The sequence below is a fragment of the Clostridium subterminale genome (assembly GCF_039521425.1).
GTDB classification, from domain to species: Bacteria; Bacillota; Clostridia; order Clostridiales; family Clostridiaceae; genus Clostridium_J; species Clostridium_J subterminale.
On record NZ_BAAACI010000002.1, the window covers coordinates 185,882 to 204,479 of the forward strand.

Below are 18,598 nucleotides of genomic sequence, written 5' to 3' on the forward strand. Positions count from 1 at the left end.
GGAAACAGGTTCCGCAGATAGTAGCACTATCAAGAGTTCTATTGACGCAGTATAACACAAAATAGACGAGCATTCCGACTTATTTATTTTTTGAAGATGCCTAAGCATCGTATTCTTTAATTTTATCACATTATTAACAAATTTATCATAATCAAAATAAGTTTTTCATACATATAGTAATATAGTAATGTTTAAGGTGATGCCATGAAAAAGTTTATAGTTTCTTCTCTTCTAACCTTTTCCCTAATCCTTTCTTCCATCAGTTATAACAGCTTTATGCTAGCTAATAACTTCAATACTGGGGAAGTAAAAGAAACTATCCAATATCTATCTTCTGATGAGTTTAAAGGTCGATTAAGTGGAACCTTAGAAAATGCTTTAGTTGCTGCCTATATAAAGGATGAGTTTGAACACATAGGATTAGAACCCCTAAGTAATGGCTATTACCAAAGCTTTCAAGTAAATTACCCTAAGAGTTTATCAGATGAACCCATGATTGCAATTATTGATAAGGATAGGAAAATACATAAGATTTTAGAATACGGTGTAAATTACAAAGAAGATTTACTTAACTTTAGGAATACAGAGATAGAGTTTGATAACTCAGATATCTCATCTAAAAACAATGATGCAATATCAGTTTCCAATGACATGGGAACAGCGATATTTTATACTTCTTCTAATAATACCCTTGGGTTTAGAAGCTCTTTTTACGAAGAAAGTAACAAAGGGCTATTTGTTACGGTGACAAAGGAAACTCTAACAGAAATAGAAAATTATCTAAGTGAAGGTTTTTCAATTTACACCTATATACCTTATTCTATAGAAGAAGCAAATATCAATAATGTAGTAGGTGTGATTAAAGGTAAGGACTCATCTCTTCCACCTTTAATCTTAGGTGCTCACTTCGATCATATAGGAACTGATTTAGGTGGAACTGTATATGATGGTGCTTTAGATAACGCTTCTGGAACATCTTTTCTTTTACATTTGGCTAAATATATAAAAACCTTAGGTGTTCCAGACAGAGATATAATCTTTGTTTCCTTTAATGCTGAAGAATTTGGCCTTAAAGGCTCTAAAGCTTTTGTAGATGAATATAAAGATTTAATATCTGGAAGTAGAGTTTATAACTTCGATATGATTGGAAGCTATGACGGTACTCCTCTTTGTATTATGGCTGGTAAAACTAATACTGCTAAAACTCCTATAGTAGAAGAATTAACCAAGGTATTCCAGAATGAAAAAATATATTTTAATTACCTTTTTGAGAATTCTAGTGACCATGGTCCATTTGTAGATGCCGGAATTGAAGCTGTTACGCTTTGTGACCACGATTTATCTAGAATCCATACTCCAAATGATAAAATAGAATATATTAGTGAAGAGGCAATCGATAGATGTTTTAGTGTTATGAAAACTCAAATATTTAGAGATAGTTATTCTAGCAATGTGCTATATAATAATTTAGAGTTAATTCTCGTCCTATCCTTAGGTGCTTCTATAATCTTCAGTGCTGTTTATTACAGCATAAAAAAGAGTAGTTAATTAAACTACTCTTTTATTTGTTTTAGATATTCATTTATAAACATATCTATATTTCCATCCATTACTGAACTTACATTAGAAGTTTCAGCTCCAGTTCTATGGTCCTTAACTAAATTATAAGGGTGGAATACATAGGATCTTATTTGGCTTCCCCATGCATTATCCATTATCTCCCCTGTTATATCTTCAATTTTATCCTTATGCTCACGAATTTTAATGTCTATAAGCTTAGCTTTCAACATTTTTAAAGCATATTCCTTATTAGTATGCTGACTTCTTTCATTTTGACATTGCACTATGATATTAGTAGGTATATGAGTTATTCTTACTGCAGAATCAGTAGTATTTACATGCTGCCCACCTGAGCCACTGGATCTATAGGTATCTATCTTTAAATCCTCTGATCTAATTTCTATGTCTTGGTTCTCAGTAAGCTCTGGTAAAACTTCGCATCCCGCAAAGGATGTTTGCCTTTTTCCACTAGAGTTATATGGTGATATCCTAACTAATCTATGAACACCCTTTTCTGATTTTAAATATCCATAAGCAAAGTCTCCAGTAACTTTAATAGTAACTGTCTTAATTCCAGCCTCATCATCTGCCACATAGTTTAAAACTGTAACCTTAAAACCATGGGCCTCGCACCATCTAGTATACATTCTGTATAACATATTAGTCCAGTCCTGTGCATCGTTACCTCCAGCACCTGTATGAAGCTCCAGTATAGCATTATTTCTATCATACTCCCCACTTAGAAGGGTTTCTATATTAAGATTTTCTATCTCTTCTCCTATGGACTTTAATTCACTTTTTATATCCTTGTAAGAGGAGGAATCTTCCTCCTCCAAACTCATCTCTATCAATATTTGAACATCTTCTGTTCTAACCTCTAAATTTTTGAAATTATCCAGTTTATCTTTTATGGATTTTGCATTTTGAGTAACTTCTTGTGCCTTATTTGTATCACTCCAAAAATCCACTTCTTGCATCTTAAACTCAAGTTCAGATAATTTCTTTTCTTCTTCTGCTATGTCAAAGAGACACCTTTAATTCTTGTAATTTTTCATTGATGACATTTACTTCATTTAAGCATTCTTCTAATTGTAATATCACTTTTATTCTCCTCTTCCACAACAGTTCTTATATTTATGTCCTGATCCACATGGGCATGGGTCATTCCTATTTGGTTTAGCTTGTTTTTTTACTGGCTCTTTCTTTAAAGATTTATCTTCGTTAGTCGAAGTTATTTCAGCTACTCTTTCTCTTTCTGGAGCCTTCTCAACTTTAACATGGAATAGGTACTTAACTGTTTCATGCTTAATATTTTCAATCATTTCTGCAAACATTTCGCTACCTTCCATTTGATATGCTTGAGCTGGATCTTGTTGCTTGTATGCTCTAAGTCCTATACCTTGTTTTAAGTGATCCATGCTATCAATATGATCCATCCACTTAGAATCAACTATCTTAAGCAGGATAACTCTTTCAATTTCTCTCATTTGCTCTTCGCCAAATTCAACTTCTTTTTCAGCATATAATTCTGTTGCCTTATCTAATAACAAATCTATAATTTCATTATTAGATAACTTAGAAATTTCCTCTGCAGTTACTTCTCCCTTAGGTAGATATATATCTTCCATGTACTTTATTAATTTATTTATTTCATCATCAAAGGTATCATCTACACCACTAATATGAGTTGTAACTGAGCTTTCTATAACATCCTTTATCATTGCTTGAATTTGATCTTTTATATTAGCTCCCATAAGAACTTCTTGTCTTTGTTTGTAAATAATTTCTCTTTGTTTATTCATTACGTCGTCGTATTTAACAACATTCTTTCTAACATCAAAGTTATTTCCTTCAACTTTCCTTTGTGCACTTTCTATAGCACCACTAACCATTTTACTTTCAATGGCATCCTCTTCTTGAAGTCCTAATTTATCAATCATACCTCCAAGTCTTTCTGAACCAAATATTCTCATTAAATCATCTTCAAGACAAATATAGAATCTAGATTCACCTGGGTCTCCTTGACGACCAGAACGTCCTCTTAACTGGTTATCTATACGTCTTGATTCATGTCTTTCTGTACCTAATATCTTTAAGCCTCCAAGTTCTACTACTCCTTCTCCAAGTTTAATATCAGTACCTCTACCAGCCATGTTAGTAGCAATAGTTACAGCACCCTTTTGTCCTGCTAATGCTACAATTTCTGCTTCTCTTTCATGGTACTTAGCATTTAATACTTGGTGTGGAACACCTTTTTTCTTAAGCATAGCTGAAATCACTTCAGACTTATCTATACTTACTGTACCAACTAAAACTGGTTGACCTTTTTTATGAGTTTCTACTATCTCATCTACTAAACACTTATATTTTCCTTTAATAGTCTTATAAACCACATCTGGATTATCTACTCTTGCTATTGGCATATGAGTTGGTATTACTATTACGTCAAGACCATAAATCTCTCTAAATTCAGCTTCTTCAGTCTCAGCAGTACCAGTCATACCTGCAAGCTTAGTATACATTCTAAAGTAGTTTTGGAATGTTATAGTTGCAAGAGTTTTAGACTCTTTTTCAACCTTTACGCCCTCTTTTGCTTCAATAGCTTGGTGTAATCCATCACTATATCTTCTACCTTCCATAAGTCTTCCTGTAAAGTCATCAACAATAACTACTTCACCATCTTTTACTATATAGTCCTTTTCATTCTTCATTATATGATTTGCCTTTAGTGCTTGAACTAAATGGTGTTGAACATCCATGTTTTCAGGATCTGCATAGTTCTCTAAATGGAAGTATTTTTCTGCCTTTGCTATACCTTCATCAGTAAGTATAACGGAATTTCTCTTTTCATCTACTAAATAATCTTCTTCATATAATCCTTTAACGAAAAAGTCTGCAATTCTATAAAAATCGGTAGACTTATCTCCTTGACCTGATATTATAAGCGGAGTTCTAGCTTCATCTATAAGTATTGAGTCAACCTCATCCACAATAACATAATTTAATTCTCTTTGAACTTTTTCTTCTTTATAAACTACCATATTATCTCTTAGATAGTCGAATCCAAATTCATTATTAGTACCATAAGTAATATCACAATTATACATTTGTTGTTTTTCTATTTGAGTTTGGCCATGAACTATAACTCCTACTGTAAGCCCTAAAAATTCATGAACTCTTCCCATTTCATCTCTATCTCTCTTAGCAAGATAGTCGTTAACTGTGATTATGTGCACACCCTTACCAGCTAATGCATTTAAATAAGATGGAAGAGTAGCTACTAAAGTTTTACCTTCTCCTGTTCTCATCTCTGAAATTCTGCCCTGGTGTAATACAACTCCACCTATAATCTGAACATCGTAATGTCTAAGACCGAGAACTCTTTTAGATGCTTCTCTAACTACTGCAAAAGCTTCTGGAAGAATATCATCTAAAGTCTCACCCTTCTTTAACCTGCCTTTAAATTCTTCTGTCTTCAGTCTTAATTCTTCGTCACTTAATTTTTCTATAATTTCCTCAAGAGAATTAACCTTTTTAACTATTGGCATAATTCTTTTAATTTCCCTCTCACTGTAGGTACCAAATATCTTGTTAAATATTTTCATCTAAAATCATCCTCACTCTTTCTATCTAAGGTTTGTTAGCTATAATCATCACATAAATACTAATTAAGATTATATCAGTTATTCTTTGTCACTTCAACTTTATACCTATAACTTTTATCCAAAATAAGTAAATCCATATCCTATTTTAACATAGAATTAATAATTTCTTATTGACATAAAAAACTCTATAGCTGATGCCATAGAGTTTTTATTAATATAATAAGTATATTTTTAACTTTTTCTTTGAAATCAACTTTAGAAATCCTGTTCAATTAAGCCATAATTTCCATCTTTTCTTTTATAAACAACATTTACTTCGTCTGTATTCCCATTCATGAATACGTAGAAGTCATGTCCTAAAAGCTCCATTTGTAATACAGCTTCTTCTTGGCTCATAGGCTTTATAGCAAATCTTTTAGTCTTTACTATCCTAGGCTCTTTTTCCTCATCATAGTCAGCATAGCGTTCTATATTATTAAATCTTAATGAATTATCATAATTTCTTCTCTCAAGCTTAGTTTTTTGTTTTCTAATTTGACCTTCAAGCTTATCAATTACAGCATCTATTGCATTATACATATCTCCATTTCTTACTTCTGCTCTTAATAATGCACTGTTAAACGGAATTATTACTTCAATTTTGTGTATATTCTTCTCTACACTTAGTGTAGCTGTAGCGTTCTCGGCATTTACAAAGAATTTATCTAGTTTTGATAACTTCTTTTCAATTGCAGCTTTTAGTCCTTCAGTAACCTCGATATTTCTTCCTATAACTCTAACTTTCATAATTCCAGCTCCCCTCATATTAAAAAGGATTATTGTACTTCCTTTTAATATTTCTATTTTGTAATTATATTTTAAACTTTACCTTAACTACTTGCAAGAATACTTTACTCAATATTCTGAAAAGTTCTCTTTTTATTCTTTCATAGCTTTCTTTTCCTCTATTCTACAACTTATATCGTCTTTATATAGTATATGAATTTTTTCATATTATATGTTATAATAAAATTACATGTGCTGGATATCATATAATAAAAATATAAATATTGTTTATACATATTAAAAAATTTAAAATATCATTTCATAACTAAGGTTAAATAATAACTTCAATATACTCTAATAAAAAAATAGCAGTCATAAAAGACTGCTAATTAGCACCATTAAGGTACTTATGTCGGTTGACCTGGTCTTTGACCCCACACTCGCCTACTGGAGCTTTTGCTACCCAGAATTACCCTCTCACTACTAACCCTCTCGCATCAACACGGTAGGACTTACCTCTAAGCCGCACCATGCTCATTAAACATTTTATTTAACTTACGTGGATCGTTTCGCCTGCGACTGGCATCGACTTTCAACCACAAACCCGACTCTTATATTATACTCTACTTTTCGCCACTGTCAATATAAAAACCTCATCGCTATTTATTTCCTTAATAGCTTTTGCAGCATAAAAAGCTGTAGCTCCAGATGTAATTACATCATCAATAATGAGCACTCGCTTTCCTTCTATATATTTTTTATTTTTTACCATAAAAGAATCCTTTATATTTTCCCATCTTTTTATATTATCTAATCCAATTTGATCTACACTATCACTTGCTTTATAAAGTAATTCCTTATAAGGTATTTTGCAGCTTTTACTTATATATTTACAAAGCACTTCACATTGATTGAATCCTCTACTTTTCAAAGCGGATTTACTACTTGGAATAAAGGTTAATATATCCACCTTATCCTTTAAATTTTTTAATATAAACTCACTCATATAACTTGCTAAAATTTTTCCTGCTAAAAAACTCTTATTATATTTAAGTTTTAAAATCAACTTCTTTAATTCATAACCGTAAAATCCTAAGGAGTAGCTTTTTAATTCCTCATCTTCATGAATTATTGAAGATTCTATATTAATTATATTAATGCTCTTTTTACATTCTTCACAAATATAATCATTTTCTTCATATTCCTCACATATTATACATTTTTCTTCTATCCCATAGATAGTAGATAATATACTATCTACTATCTGATTTATAATTTCAAAACTCCTTCTTCCCAAGCTCTCTTATTTAACTCCCTTAAAATATTTTTACATCTATCCATATGCTCAGTTTCACTATTGCAAAGAAAAATAACCTCTTCTCGATCTGCCATAGACCTTCTATTTATCTTGCTAGACATATAAACCAAATCCTTATAATTAAAGTTATCGTTGTCTGCAAAAAATATCATAACATTCAATGGATGTACTCCATAATAGTTCTCATTAAAATCATCAGTAACCAATATACCATATTCTGCTAGTAAGAATTTAGATAGCTCTGTCTTGTTACCATTTACTGTTATATATTTAAAAATATTTTTTGTAAGCTTATGGTCAATATTAGAAAGATACTTATAAATATTATCAGTTTTCTCATCATCCGGTGCATATATTATAACTTTCTTATTGGTATTTATTGACCATTCTAGATATTCATATACACTCATAGGTATTTCTTCTTCTATATTTACTCTAGTTATCATAATCCTAGGTTCAGCAATAGGAACTTGTTTATCTTTTCTTAAATTATATAAGATGAGTTCATTATGGAAAATTGGCTCCACGGAATAACTAATCATAGTTCCATAATTATTACAAATATAGTTCATTAGTTTCTTTATAGATTCATTACTATATCTGGGCCTAGAATTTATTTCATCATATATAATAAGATCAAATTTCCCCTTTAAAAATAATGCTCTACTATGGGTACATACATTAACTTTACCTGTATATGCTATATCATTCTCACCTTCAATACAATTTATAAAACTTTTATTTATTAATCCTAATATCTTTATCTCTTCTATATCTGCATTTATTATATATAGTATCTTTTTATTTTCTTTAAAACACCAGTTAAATACCTTATTAAAAATTTCCTCTTTATTATTTAAAGCAGAGATTATATTAATCTTGTGTAACTTCTGCTTAGCTCCGTCTAATATCATATCTTCTATAGATTTCTTTGATACCTTCACTACCTCTCTATCGCTTTTTATTAATGACATAAAATCTCTCCTACCTACATATGAATTATCTCTCTTATTCTCCATTTAAGTCCTGAATATCTCTCAAAACTCCTATTGTTATCTTTCATAAATTCAACTACTTTAGAACTTCCTACTAATACAACTAACTTCTTTGCTCTCGTTATTCCAGTGTAGAGTAAATTTCTATTCATAAGTAATGGTGGTCCCATAAACATAGGCATAATAACTACAGGAAATTCACTTCCTTGACTCTTATGAATAGTAACTGCATAAGCTAAGGTTATCTCATCTAAGTCACTTTCCTCATATTCTACGATTTTATCATCTTCAAAGCATACAATAATCTTATCTTCGTCTTCATTAATTTCTGTTATGTATCCTACATCTCCATTAAATACGCCCTTACCTTCTTCACTAGAATTACTTTTGCTCCACTTTAGAGTATAGTTATTTTTAATTTGCATAACCTTATCCCCTACTCTAAAAATCATATCCTTAATTTCGACCTCATCCTTATCTTTATTCTTAGGATTTAACACTTGCTGAAGTTGTATATTTAAATTATCTATACCCATAATTCCCTTACGCATAGGTGATAATACCTGTATATCTCTAACACTATCCCACTCCACATTATACTTGGGAAGTCTAGTTTTAACTAATCCAATGATTTTTTCTAACATTACTTCACTATCTACAGCTCTTTCAAGATAGAAATCACTGTTCTTAGTATTTAAAATAGGCATCCTACCTTCATTTATTAAGTGGGCATTTTGAACTATCATACTTTCTTGACCTTGTCTAAATATCTCATTAAGTCTTACTACTTTTATAGCATCACTTTCTATGATATCTCTAAGTACATTTCCTGGTCCTACTGATGGTAGCTGATCCACATCTCCCACTATTATCAGTCTAGTTCCCACCTGCATTGCTTTTAAAAGAGCATTCATAAGGCTTATATCTATCATAGACGCTTCATCCACTATTAAAACATCACATTCTATGGCAGATGTTTCATTTTCTATTTCATCTACCTCTTCTTCGCTATAACTTCCTATCTCCAAAAGTCTATGGATAGTTTTTGCTTCTCTACCTGTAGCTTCAGCCATCCTTTTTGCTGCTCTTCCTGTAGGTGCAGCCATATATACCTTAAGTCCTAAACTCTCGAAAATACTTACAATACAATTTATAATTGTTGTTTTTCCTGTTCCAGGGCCTCCCGTTATAACCTCTATACCATTTAAAAAGACACCCTCTATAGCTTCTTTTTGAGAATCAGCTAATTTAATATTTGCTTTACCTTCAAAGTCTTTAAATTCATCATCTACATTTAAATTTAATTTATCATACTTAGTAGTGGCCAACTCTATTATTTTACGTGTTACAGACATCTCTAGATAAAGATAGGACATACTATATACCGCATCTATATTATCTACTACCTCTACCTTAATCTTTCCATCGATTATTAGTTCATAAACTCCTTCATCTAATTTCTCATCGCTTATCTCCAGAAGTTTAATTGCCTTATCCCTTAATCTATCCATAGGTATAAATGTATTTCCTATAACACAAAACTCATTAATTATATATATAATTCCACTTTTAATTCTAAATAGAGAATCCTTCTCTATTCCTAAGCTCTTGGCTATAGAATCTGCTGTCTTAAATCCAATTCCACTTATGTATTCTGGTAATATGTAAGGATTATCTTTAACTATATTTATGCAGTTAGTTCCGAATTTCTTATAAATCTTCATGGCCATATTAACAGTTATACCGTAACTTTGAAAGAAAATAATAATATCCTTAGTAACTCTCTGCTCTAAATAAGATTTCATAATTGTGTTTATTCTCTTTTTACCTATGCCAGGAATCTCTTCAAGCTTCTCTATATTACTATCTAATATCTTTATTGCATCTTCTCCAAAAAATTCTACTATTTTTTTTGCTGTAACCTTACCTATACCTTCAATAACTCCACTAGCTAGATATTTTTCGATACCACTAGTAGTGGTAGGTATTATTTCATGTATAGCTTCTATTTTAAACTGCTTACCAAACTTAGGATGAACAGTCCACTCTCCTTGAACACTATATTCTTGGGATTCATTTATAAATGGTATTACTCCAACAATGGTGACAACTTCTTTATCACATTTTAGTTTACATATTGTATATCCATTATCCTCATTTCTAAATACAACTGTTTCAACTATCCCTTCAATGGTTATCATAAAATCTCTCCTAGTACCTATTATTATCTATTTATAATTATTATACCAAATTAAATCTCATATATATTAAAATATAATAAGATTTAGTAATATGACACAGTTTAAAGTAAAAATATTTATCCTTGTTAAATTTCATACTCTATATAAATTTAATTATAGCCTTTTTTAAAAAAATCCACACTAATATATCATAGTATTAGTGTGGACTCTTGTTTATAAATATATATCTTTTAAATTTTTATATATATTTCTTTATTTCTTCAACCTTATTTAATTGCTCCCATGGTAAATTTAAGTCATTTCTTCCAAAATGTCCATAAGCAGCAGTTTGTTTGTATATAGGTCTTCTTAAATCTAATTCTCTTATAATAGAAGATGGTCTTAAGTCGAAAACTTTATTAACTATATCAACTATCTTATCTTCTGAAAGCTTTCCAGTTCCAAAAGTATCAATTTGTATAGATACTGGTCTAGCAACACCAATAGCATATGCAAGTTGTATTTCTAATTTATCAGCAACACCAGCAGCTACTAAGTTTTTAGCTACCCATCTTGATGCATAAGCAGCAGATCTATCTACCTTTGTTGGATCTTTTCCTGAGAAAGCTCCACCGCCGTGTCTACCAGATCCACCATAAGTATCTACTATTATTTTTCTACCTGTAAGACCTGAGTCTCCTTGAGGTCCGCCAATAACAAACCTACCTGTAGGATTTATATAGTATTTTGTGCTTTCATCTAATAAATCAGCAGGTACTATAGTAGCTATAACATGCTCTTTTAAATCCTTCTCGATTTGTTCTCTTGTAACATCTGGACAATGCTGAGTTGAAATTACTATAGTATCTATTCTAACTGGCTTATTGTCTTCATATTCTACAGTTACTTGAGTTTTTCCATCTGGTCTTAAGTAAGATAAGGTTCCATTTTTTCTTACTTCTGTTAATCTTCTTGATAATTTATGAGCCGTAGCAATTGGAAGTGGCATATATTCTTCTGTTTCATTCGTAGCAAATCCGAACATCATACCTTGGTCTCCAGCACCTGTAGCCTCATCATTATTCATTTGACCTGCTTTACTTTCTAAAGCCTCATCAACTCCCATAGCAATATCGCGTGATTGCTCATCTATAGATGTTAATACTGAACATGTATTGCAATCAAATCCATATTTTGCTCTATTATATCCAATCTCTTCAACTGTTTTTCTAACAACCTTTTGGAAATCTACATAGCAGTTTGTACTTATTTCTCCCATTACAATAACCATTCCTGTAGTAGTTGCAGTTTCACAAGCTACTCTAGCATTTGGGTCTTTTTCTAATATAGCATCTAGTATGGCATCAGATATCTGATCACACATTTTATCTGGATGTCCTTCAGTTACTGATTCTGACGTAAATAATCTTTTCATTGAATTTTCCTCCCTAAATATTAAAATATTACCGGCACTTAAAATTAAAACCTCTTCTTGTCAGACAAGAAGAGGTTAGTACTTTTCAAACTAAACTTTCTTATCTTGCAGAAAACACCGCAGGAATTGGCACCATTGCTTTTATTAGCCGGTTGCTGGGTTTCATTGGGCCTTTGTCCCTCCACCACTCTTGATAAGAGTTATATTATTAATTTATACATAGATAATAGCATAGGGGAATATAACTGTCAACATACTTAACAATTAATATCATAAGTTAATATTTACCATCCTATTAACTTCGTATATGCCATTAATTATATTTTGAGCTTAATAAAAACATTTATCCAATTCTTAATTTATATTTTATTAAAAAATAAAATAAGATACTAAGTTAACTTAGTATCTTATTTGGTGGAGGAGGACGGATTCGAACCATCGAAACGAAACGTAACAGATTTACAGTCTGCCCCCTTTGGCCACTCGGGAACTCCTCCATTTATGGAGCTGGCAATAGGAATCGAACCTACAACCTGCTGATTACAAATCAGCTGCTCTACCGTTGAGCCATGCCAGCATATTATATAGTCTTGAAATTTAATGAATTATAATTCATTATGGTGGTCGCAACAGGGATCGAACCTGTGACCCCCTGCTTGTAAGGCAGGTGCTCTCCCAGCTGAGCTATGCGACCTTATGGTGGAGGAGGACGGATTCGAACCATCGAAACGAAACGTAACAGATTTACAGTCTGCCCCCTTTGGCCACTCGGGAACTCCTCCACTTTATGGAGCTGGCAATAGGAATCGAACCTACAACCTGCTGATTACAAATCAGCTGCTCTACCGTTGAGCCATGCCAGCATATTATATAATTTGTGCAGTTTAATGAATTTAAATTTACTATGGTGGTCGCAACAGGGATCGAACCTGTGACCCCCTGCTTGTAAGGCAGGTGCTCTCCCAGCTGAGCTATGCGACCTTATGGTGGAGGAGGACGGATTCGAACCATCGAAACGAAACGTAACAGATTTACAGTCTGCCCCCTTTGGCCACTCGGGAACTCCTCCATAATTGTAACAAAATTAGATTTTCACACTACCTTGACCTGAGTCATTTTCCAATCTTTTACACAAATAAAAATGTCACTAAACTGACAAGACTTAGTATACAATTATATTGATTTTTTTTCAACCCCTTTTTTCAATATTTTTATAAAAATTTTATTGTTTTTCTCTCGTTAAATCTTAAATTCCTAATTTTAGGCATTTTGTCACTTAAATTTAGCTTATTATACTAATTAAAAGCACTAATACATAACTATTATTTCAATATATTTAATTCATTTCTTACATAATAATCCCTGAAATCCACATGAATGCAACAACTATTGGCATATGTTTATATATAAATAGTTTCTTAATATATATTTATATAATTAATTTCCCTCTACCTTATCCATATCTATATATTTAGAAAATATCTCTTTTAATTCTTCTATTTGATCTTCATCTACCTTATTCTCTATTACATTAAGAGTTCTTAATACAGCTAATCGTTCATCATTATAAGTAAGAAATTCACTTATCTCTGAATAATCTTCTTCACTTAATTCTTTACATATACTCATTATTTTTGCTTTTTCTGAAAATGTCAATTTGTTTACTAATTCTTCTGCAGGAACCTTCATTACTTTGCTTTTTTCCTTAATTTCCTTATTATATTTCTCAAACTCAATTTCATCTGCTTTAACTATTTCATTATCACTCTTATAAATTTCATTGGGTTTATTTTGTCTTTCTCTATTAGCTTGAATTCTTCTTCTCACTAAATCTTCATCTAATACTACACTTTCTTTAGTCTCATCACTTTTAGCTGAATCCTGCGAAGTATTTGCATCTATATACTCCTTTTGTATGTCAGTAGGAATTTCTTTATTATAATTTTCATCTTTTTCATTGCTTTTAGCTATAACCTTATTTTCCTCTTTGTAATTTGAATTTTCATTACTTATATTTAAGCTCATTAAAGCTGTTATATTTACTATTGTATATAGAATTATGGTCACAGAATATCCCTTTCTATTCATAACATATCCTCCTTAAATAAAAACTATCTAAATTATTCCATATTTTTTAGAATTTATACCGAAGTTGCTTCATATAAATTCATATGGAGGTGTTTCTGTGAGCAAAGTTAAGATTCATTACAAAGATTCATTAGGTTATTATACCTTATCCAACTTTCTAAAAGATGAATTAAATACAGACACAATTATTGTTTGTATAGGAACCGATAGATGCATTGGAGACTGCTTAGGTCCTCTTATTGGTAGTATGCTAGAAGAAAAATTTTTTCCATTGCCAGTCTATGGAACCATAGCTAATCCTATACATGCATTAAATTTAGATAGTAAACTATCCGATATAAAATCAAAACATCCAAATTCTAAAATTATTGGTATTGATGCTTGTCTTGGTCCTCCTAATAAAATTGGTGAGATACAAGTTCGAGATTATCCAATTAATCCTGGAAAAGGTGTTGGCAAATCACTTTCCCCTGTAGGAGATATTTCAATAATAGGTATTGTTGATTCTAGTGATATTGATGAACCCTTTACAAGTAGAAATATACGATTAAATCTAATTTTAGAAATATCTAAAGTCATAACTCAAGGACTTGTTCATGGGTATTATCTCAGTTCATTATGTGATTAATAATGAACAATTCTCATCTAGATATTATATAAGGTACATGTACTTATTTAACTATTTATAATATTAAACACCATTCAATTAACCTTTAATTTCAAAGGGAGTATTATAATCTTTATTAACTCCCACCTTCATATAAGATTAGATGATTACAATGAATAGACATGAGATAAAATAAAATATACCTACTATACAAATATTTATTTGCATAGTAGGTATATTGAATTACATTTTAAAATTTATCCGATGACTACTAGCTCTAATACTCCCATCTTCTTTAAAGTGGGAGTGAAGATCTGCTCCGTCCCTGAATAACGATTTCTAAAGCTTCAAAGAAGCTAAGAACTCTGTTTATATTTATATAACCTTTATTTTTAACTTTTATCGTTAGACATCATATAAACTTATTTACATAATTTAAAATATAGGTTTAATATTCTAACTTGTACATCTTAACTATTTATTGAAACATTATATCCTGTAAAAGAATCGTCTAACTTATCTACATAGTCAAGCATTTTTCCTGTTCCAATAGCTACACAAGATACTGAATCTTCTGCTACATATACTGGTACATTAGTAACTTGTTCAATAAGTTTATCTAACCCATCTAATAAAGCTCCGCCACCAGTCATTATTATACCTTTATCAGCTATATCTGCAGCCAGTTCAGGTGGTGTTTTTTCTAGTACAGAATGTGCACATTCAGCTATGGAAGTAACAGCTTCTTTTAATGCCTCCTCCATTTCACTAGAACAAACTGTGATATTTTTAGGTAGTCCAGTTATAAGGTCTCTTCCTCTTATTTCTGCTTTCGCTTCTTCTTCTTTTGGATATGCGCATCCAATGTTTATTTTAAGTTCTTCTGCTGTTCTTTCTCCAATCATTAATTTATGCTTTTTCCTTATGTAACGAATTATAGCATCATCAAAATCATCTCCAGCAACTTTAATAGACTCTCTTACAACCATTCCTCCTAGAGAAATTACTGCTATATCGGTGGTACCTCCACCTATGTCAATAACCATATTACCACTAGCTTTAGTGATGTCCAACCCTGCTCCTATAGCTGCTGCCAAAGGCTCTTCTATTAATAAAACCTTTTTAGCCCCTGCATTTCTTGCAGCATCCTCAACAGCTCTTCTTTCTACTTCTGTAGCTTCGCAAGGTACGCACATTACAACTCTTGGGGTTGACATCTTTCTCTTACCGCAAGCCTTCTTTATAAAGTGCTCTAGCATTTTTTCTGTAACATCATAATCTGATATCACCCCATCCCTAAGTGGACGAATTGCAACAATATTGCCTGGTGTCCTACCTATCATCTTTCTAGCTTCTTCACCTACTGCTAAGACTTTATTGGCACTTTTATCTATTGCTACAACTGAAGGTTCCTTTAGTATTATACCCTTACCCTTCGTGTAAACAAGCACTGTAGCCGTACCTAAGTCTATTCCCATATCTGTTCCTACACCGAAAAAAAACATCTTAAAATTCACTCCTGCTCTTTAGTATTTTCTTCTTATTGAAATACTATACAATATTTACTAAAACAATATACACTTATTATATTACTATTCTACCTAACCTTCAATTGTTTTATATTTCATTTTAGTAGCTTTTCCACCTCTAATGTGTCTTTCGGCTTTATTTAGATCTAAGATGTTTTTTGCTTCTTCTGCTATTTGAGCATTTATTTTAGGTAATCTTTCAGTCATATCCTTATGAATTGTACTTTTACTTACACCAAATACCGATGCTGTTTTTCTTATTGTAGCCTCGGATTCTATTATATATTTTGCTACTTCTAGTACTCTATCTTCAATATAGTCTTTCAAAGCGTTACCTCCTTAACCCTTCTATAATTATAAATATGCTAACTTCCTCATTTAAATTACATTCTTGCTAGCCTTTTACTTTAAAGTTTAAAAGCTAGCAAGAATATTAATTTTATGTTAGTTATTTCTTATAACTAACATATTTAGCTGGATCTACTTCTTTTCCATCTTGTAATACTTGGAAGTGAAGATAATCTCCATATTCCTCATATGCAAGGTTTGTAGTTTTTCCTACAGCTCCTATTTCTTGACCAGCTGTAATTTTGTCTCCAGCTTTAACTAAAACCTGCTCTTTAAGGTTTCCATATATTGTAGTTAGTCCATTTTGATGGTCTATTTCTACATAGGTACCTTCTGTACTTACATCTACTTTTTTAACCACTCCAGCACTTACTGCTACAACTGCTGATCCTTCTGCAGCTTTAACATCCATAGCCAAGTGATTTTTATAACTCTTAGTTGTTGCCCAATATACTGGATCTTCAGAATATGCTCTACCTAAAGTACCTTCTACTGGATTTTTAAAACTAACTTCAGTTTGAGATGAAACTGCTGCAGTATCATCATTCTGAACTGTTGGTACTGACTCAAGATCATCTTTAACTTGTAGTGCATTTTCAGGTTTTTCTGGTTGAGTTACAACTTCTTTTTCTGTTTGTTCTAATGCTACTTTATCCTCTTCAGAATTCTTACTGTTATTTCTTCCAGCTGTTACAGCTGCAACTGTAGCAACAGCACATAGACAAACAAATAAAATTACATAGAAGCCTTCTTTTTTGAAAAATTGCTTCACTTTGTTAAATTTATTGTTCATAAAAACACCTCCATCAGTATTGTGGACGTTTATTGGGAAATTAATACACTATAAGAAAAATTTTTTCTTATTTACCCCACTTTTTGCGTATTTTTTTGCCAAAAACTAAAAAATAGGGCAAAAGCCCTATTTTTTCTCTAATTTCCATTAATATTTTTTATTTCAATACCTGTATAATAGTGTTTTAAGATCTCTTCGCAACTCTTGCCTTGGCCACCCATTACATTAGCTCCCCATTGACTCATGCCTACTCCATGACCAAAGCCATTACAATTTATAGCTATTTGATTATTCAAAAATTCTAAAGAAAAATTAGCAGAATTCAATCCAAATAACTGTCTAAATTTAACTCCCGTTATAGTAACATTTCCAAGAGTTATTTCTTTCACTGATCCACCATCTGTATAATTATTTATTTTAACTTGATTTTGTAGATTAGCAGGTGATAAATTTGCATCGCTATAACTACTATTCACTATTTGCGCAAATCTGTTTACGTCTATAGTTTCTGTACTTTTATATCTAGGTGCAACATCTTCTCCTAAACTTTCAACACTTCTAAGATAAGGCAGTGCTGTTGAAAATACATCTTCAACATTTTCAGTTTTCCCACCACTTGTAGAGAAATAGTATGCTCCCAATACTAATTCATTATTATATGTTAATACCATGCCTTTAGTCTCATCCACCACATCTTCGACTAGCTTCCACTTACTTTCTCCTCCTACACCTAATTGAGCTATTTTTTCTTCTTTAGGTGTATATACCTGACAATGAACTGTATCACACAAATCCGCTCCTCTTCCATTAGCACATCCACTTGATACAGCTTTTGTATGTGCTAATGTGTATGTCCTTGCTGCTATAGCTTGTGCCTTTAAGGCCTCTTTATTAAAGTTTAATGGCATTTCACTACATACTACTCCTTTAATATATTCTTCTAAAGGCACCTCTACAATCCTATTTCCCTTTGTCAAATAAACCTTTATTGTATCTACATCTATATTAAATGGAACATCCTTGTTTGACGCTGTAGCTTCGTTCTTAGCTTGCATTACCTCTATAGCATCTGGTGAATCATTTACTTTTTGACCTATCTTACTCCCTTCACCTAATATCAACTTATAAGATAATATTAGAAATCCTAGTAATACCGCTGAATATATAGCCACTGTCAATATTGGTTTAACAATAGCTAAAGCTTTATCATAATTTAAAGTAATTTTAATCCTCCCATAGTACTTCACTTTTCTTCCTCCTAATAAATATATTTTTCTGCTGTACTAGATGACATAGTTATATTTATTATTATATTTATAGTAATATGCATATAATTTTATATAAAAATGCTCAGCCTTTAACAAAAAGCTGAGCT

At 31.5% G+C, this 18,598-nt stretch carries 14 protein-coding genes, 7 tRNA genes and 1 riboswitch; of the genes, 2 read left to right on the plus strand and 19 right to left on the minus strand.

Annotated features, from left to right (window positions below; translation table 11 throughout):
* The first annotated feature begins 204 nt into the window (after nucleotides 1-204).
* Nucleotides 205-1,548 carry a M28 family metallopeptidase gene (locus ABDZ93_RS06750; RefSeq protein WP_343824896.1) on the plus strand — a complete coding sequence of 448 codons (1,344 nt, stop codon included), beginning with the start codon at nucleotides 205-207 and terminating at the stop codon, nucleotides 1,546-1,548.
* A gap of 5 nt (nucleotides 1,549-1,553) precedes the next feature.
* Here the strand turns inward: ABDZ93_RS06750 and prfB are convergent.
* The 15 genes from prfB to ABDZ93_RS06825 form a co-directional block, all read right to left on the minus strand.
* A protein-coding gene (gene prfB, locus ABDZ93_RS06755) for a peptide chain release factor 2 (protein ID WP_343824898.1) occupies nucleotides 1,554-2,661 on the minus strand; the annotation gives its coding sequence in 2 pieces (ribosomal slippage) (nucleotides 1,554-2,582 and nucleotides 2,584-2,661; 1,107 coding nt in all).
* Between the two features lie 2 nt (nucleotides 2,662-2,663).
* On the minus strand, nucleotides 2,664-5,165 hold the full coding sequence (gene secA, locus ABDZ93_RS06760; RefSeq protein ID WP_343824900.1) for a preprotein translocase subunit SecA: 2,502 nt from the start codon (nucleotides 5,163-5,165) through the stop codon (nucleotides 2,664-2,666).
* Between the two features lie 255 nt (nucleotides 5,166-5,420).
* The gene (gene hpf, locus ABDZ93_RS06765; protein ID WP_343824902.1) at nucleotides 5,421-5,951 is read right to left on the minus strand and encodes a ribosome hibernation-promoting factor, HPF/YfiA family; all 531 of its coding nucleotides are present in this window, start codon (nucleotides 5,949-5,951) and stop codon (nucleotides 5,421-5,423) included.
* Between the two features lie 595 nt (nucleotides 5,952-6,546).
* Nucleotides 6,547-7,227 (minus strand): ComF family protein, encoded by a 681-nt coding sequence (locus ABDZ93_RS06770; protein ID WP_343824904.1) that lies wholly within the window; start codon nucleotides 7,225-7,227, stop codon nucleotides 6,547-6,549.
* Nucleotides 7,200-8,222: a hypothetical protein gene (locus ABDZ93_RS06775; protein ID WP_343824906.1), complete on the minus strand. Its 1,023-nt coding sequence runs from the start codon at nucleotides 8,220-8,222 to the stop codon at nucleotides 7,200-7,202. Before ABDZ93_RS06775 ends, ABDZ93_RS06770 begins: the two co-directional genes overlap by 28 nt.
* Nucleotides 8,223-8,236: 14 nt before the next feature.
* The gene (gene recD2, locus ABDZ93_RS06780; RefSeq protein WP_343824907.1) at nucleotides 8,237-10,444 is read right to left on the minus strand and encodes an SF1B family DNA helicase RecD2; all 2,208 of its coding nucleotides are present in this window, start codon (nucleotides 10,442-10,444) and stop codon (nucleotides 8,237-8,239) included.
* Nucleotides 10,445-10,682: 238 nt separating this feature from the next.
* The gene (metK, locus tag ABDZ93_RS06785) at nucleotides 10,683-11,858 is read right to left on the minus strand and encodes a methionine adenosyltransferase (RefSeq protein WP_343824909.1); all 1,176 of its coding nucleotides are present in this window, start codon (nucleotides 11,856-11,858) and stop codon (nucleotides 10,683-10,685) included.
* A 97-nt stretch (nucleotides 11,859-11,955) separates the two neighbouring features.
* Nucleotides 11,956-12,058, minus strand: a riboswitch (SAM riboswitch).
* 212 nt (nucleotides 12,059-12,270) lie between these two features.
* Nucleotides 12,271-12,355: transfer RNA gene (locus tag ABDZ93_RS06790), tRNA-Tyr, on the minus strand.
* A gap of 5 nt (nucleotides 12,356-12,360) precedes the next feature.
* A tRNA-Thr gene (locus ABDZ93_RS06795) sits at nucleotides 12,361-12,435 on the minus strand.
* Between the two features lie 41 nt (nucleotides 12,436-12,476).
* Nucleotides 12,477-12,552 (minus strand) — tRNA-Val (locus tag ABDZ93_RS06800).
* 3 nt (nucleotides 12,553-12,555) lie between these two features.
* A tRNA-Tyr gene (locus ABDZ93_RS06805) sits at nucleotides 12,556-12,640 on the minus strand.
* Between the two features lie 6 nt (nucleotides 12,641-12,646).
* Nucleotides 12,647-12,721 (minus strand) — tRNA-Thr (locus ABDZ93_RS06810).
* Nucleotides 12,722-12,763: 42 nt separating this feature from the next.
* Nucleotides 12,764-12,839, minus strand: a tRNA-Val gene (locus ABDZ93_RS06815).
* A gap of 3 nt (nucleotides 12,840-12,842) precedes the next feature.
* A tRNA-Tyr gene (locus ABDZ93_RS06820) sits at nucleotides 12,843-12,927 on the minus strand.
* Nucleotides 12,928-13,295: 368 nt separating this feature from the next.
* Nucleotides 13,296-13,946 (minus strand): hypothetical protein, encoded by a 651-nt coding sequence (locus ABDZ93_RS06825; RefSeq protein WP_343824911.1) that lies wholly within the window; start codon nucleotides 13,944-13,946, stop codon nucleotides 13,296-13,298.
* Between the two features lie 97 nt (nucleotides 13,947-14,043).
* Between ABDZ93_RS06825 and yyaC the strand changes: the two genes are divergently transcribed.
* Nucleotides 14,044-14,574: a spore protease YyaC gene (gene yyaC, locus ABDZ93_RS06830; RefSeq protein WP_343824913.1), complete on the plus strand. Its 531-nt coding sequence runs from the start codon at nucleotides 14,044-14,046 to the stop codon at nucleotides 14,572-14,574.
* Between the two features lie 449 nt (nucleotides 14,575-15,023).
* Here yyaC and mreB read toward each other — a convergent pair whose 3' ends face one another.
* The 4 genes from mreB to spoIID form a co-directional block, all read right to left on the minus strand.
* Nucleotides 15,024-16,058, minus strand: coding sequence for a rod shape-determining protein (gene mreB / locus ABDZ93_RS06835; protein WP_343824914.1), 1,035 nt, complete (start codon nucleotides 16,056-16,058; stop codon nucleotides 15,024-15,026).
* 96 nt (nucleotides 16,059-16,154) lie between these two features.
* Nucleotides 16,155-16,409: a sporulation transcriptional regulator SpoIIID gene (gene spoIIID / locus ABDZ93_RS06840; RefSeq protein ID WP_035135408.1), complete on the minus strand. Its 255-nt coding sequence runs from the start codon at nucleotides 16,407-16,409 to the stop codon at nucleotides 16,155-16,157.
* A 121-nt stretch (nucleotides 16,410-16,530) separates the two neighbouring features.
* On the minus strand, nucleotides 16,531-17,223 hold the full coding sequence (locus tag ABDZ93_RS06845) for a peptidoglycan DD-metalloendopeptidase family protein (RefSeq protein WP_343824917.1): 693 nt from the start codon (nucleotides 17,221-17,223) through the stop codon (nucleotides 16,531-16,533).
* Nucleotides 17,224-17,360: 137 nt separating this feature from the next.
* Nucleotides 17,361-18,470: a stage II sporulation protein D gene (gene spoIID, locus ABDZ93_RS06850; RefSeq protein WP_343824918.1), complete on the minus strand. Its 1,110-nt coding sequence runs from the start codon at nucleotides 18,468-18,470 to the stop codon at nucleotides 17,361-17,363.
* Between the last annotated feature and the right edge of the window lie 128 nt (nucleotides 18,471-18,598).

Coding starts and splice junctions, on each gene's coding strand:
- ABDZ93_RS06750 (WP_343824896.1), top strand. CDS start 205: ATGAAAAAGTTTATAGTTTCTTCTCTTCTAACCTTTTCCCTAATCCTT.
- secA (WP_343824900.1), bottom strand. CDS start 5,165: ATGAAAATATTTAACAAGATATTTGGTACCTACAGTGAGAGGGAAATT.
- hpf (WP_343824902.1), bottom strand. CDS start 5,951: ATGAAAGTTAGAGTTATAGGAAGAAATATCGAGGTTACTGAAGGACTA.
- ABDZ93_RS06775 (WP_343824906.1), bottom strand. CDS start 8,222: ATGTCATTAATAAAAAGCGATAGAGAGGTAGTGAAGGTATCAAAGAAA.
- recD2 (WP_343824907.1), bottom strand. CDS start 10,444: ATGATAACCATTGAAGGGATAGTTGAAACAGTTGTATTTAGAAATGAG.
- metK (WP_343824909.1), bottom strand. CDS start 11,858: ATGAAAAGATTATTTACGTCAGAATCAGTAACTGAAGGACATCCAGAT.
- ABDZ93_RS06825 (WP_343824911.1), bottom strand. CDS start 13,946: ATGAATAGAAAGGGATATTCTGTGACCATAATTCTATATACAATAGTA.
- mreB (WP_343824914.1), bottom strand. CDS start 16,058: ATGTTTTTTTTCGGTGTAGGAACAGATATGGGAATAGACTTAGGTACG.
- ABDZ93_RS06845 (WP_343824917.1), bottom strand. CDS start 17,223: ATGAACAATAAATTTAACAAAGTGAAGCAATTTTTCAAAAAAGAAGGC.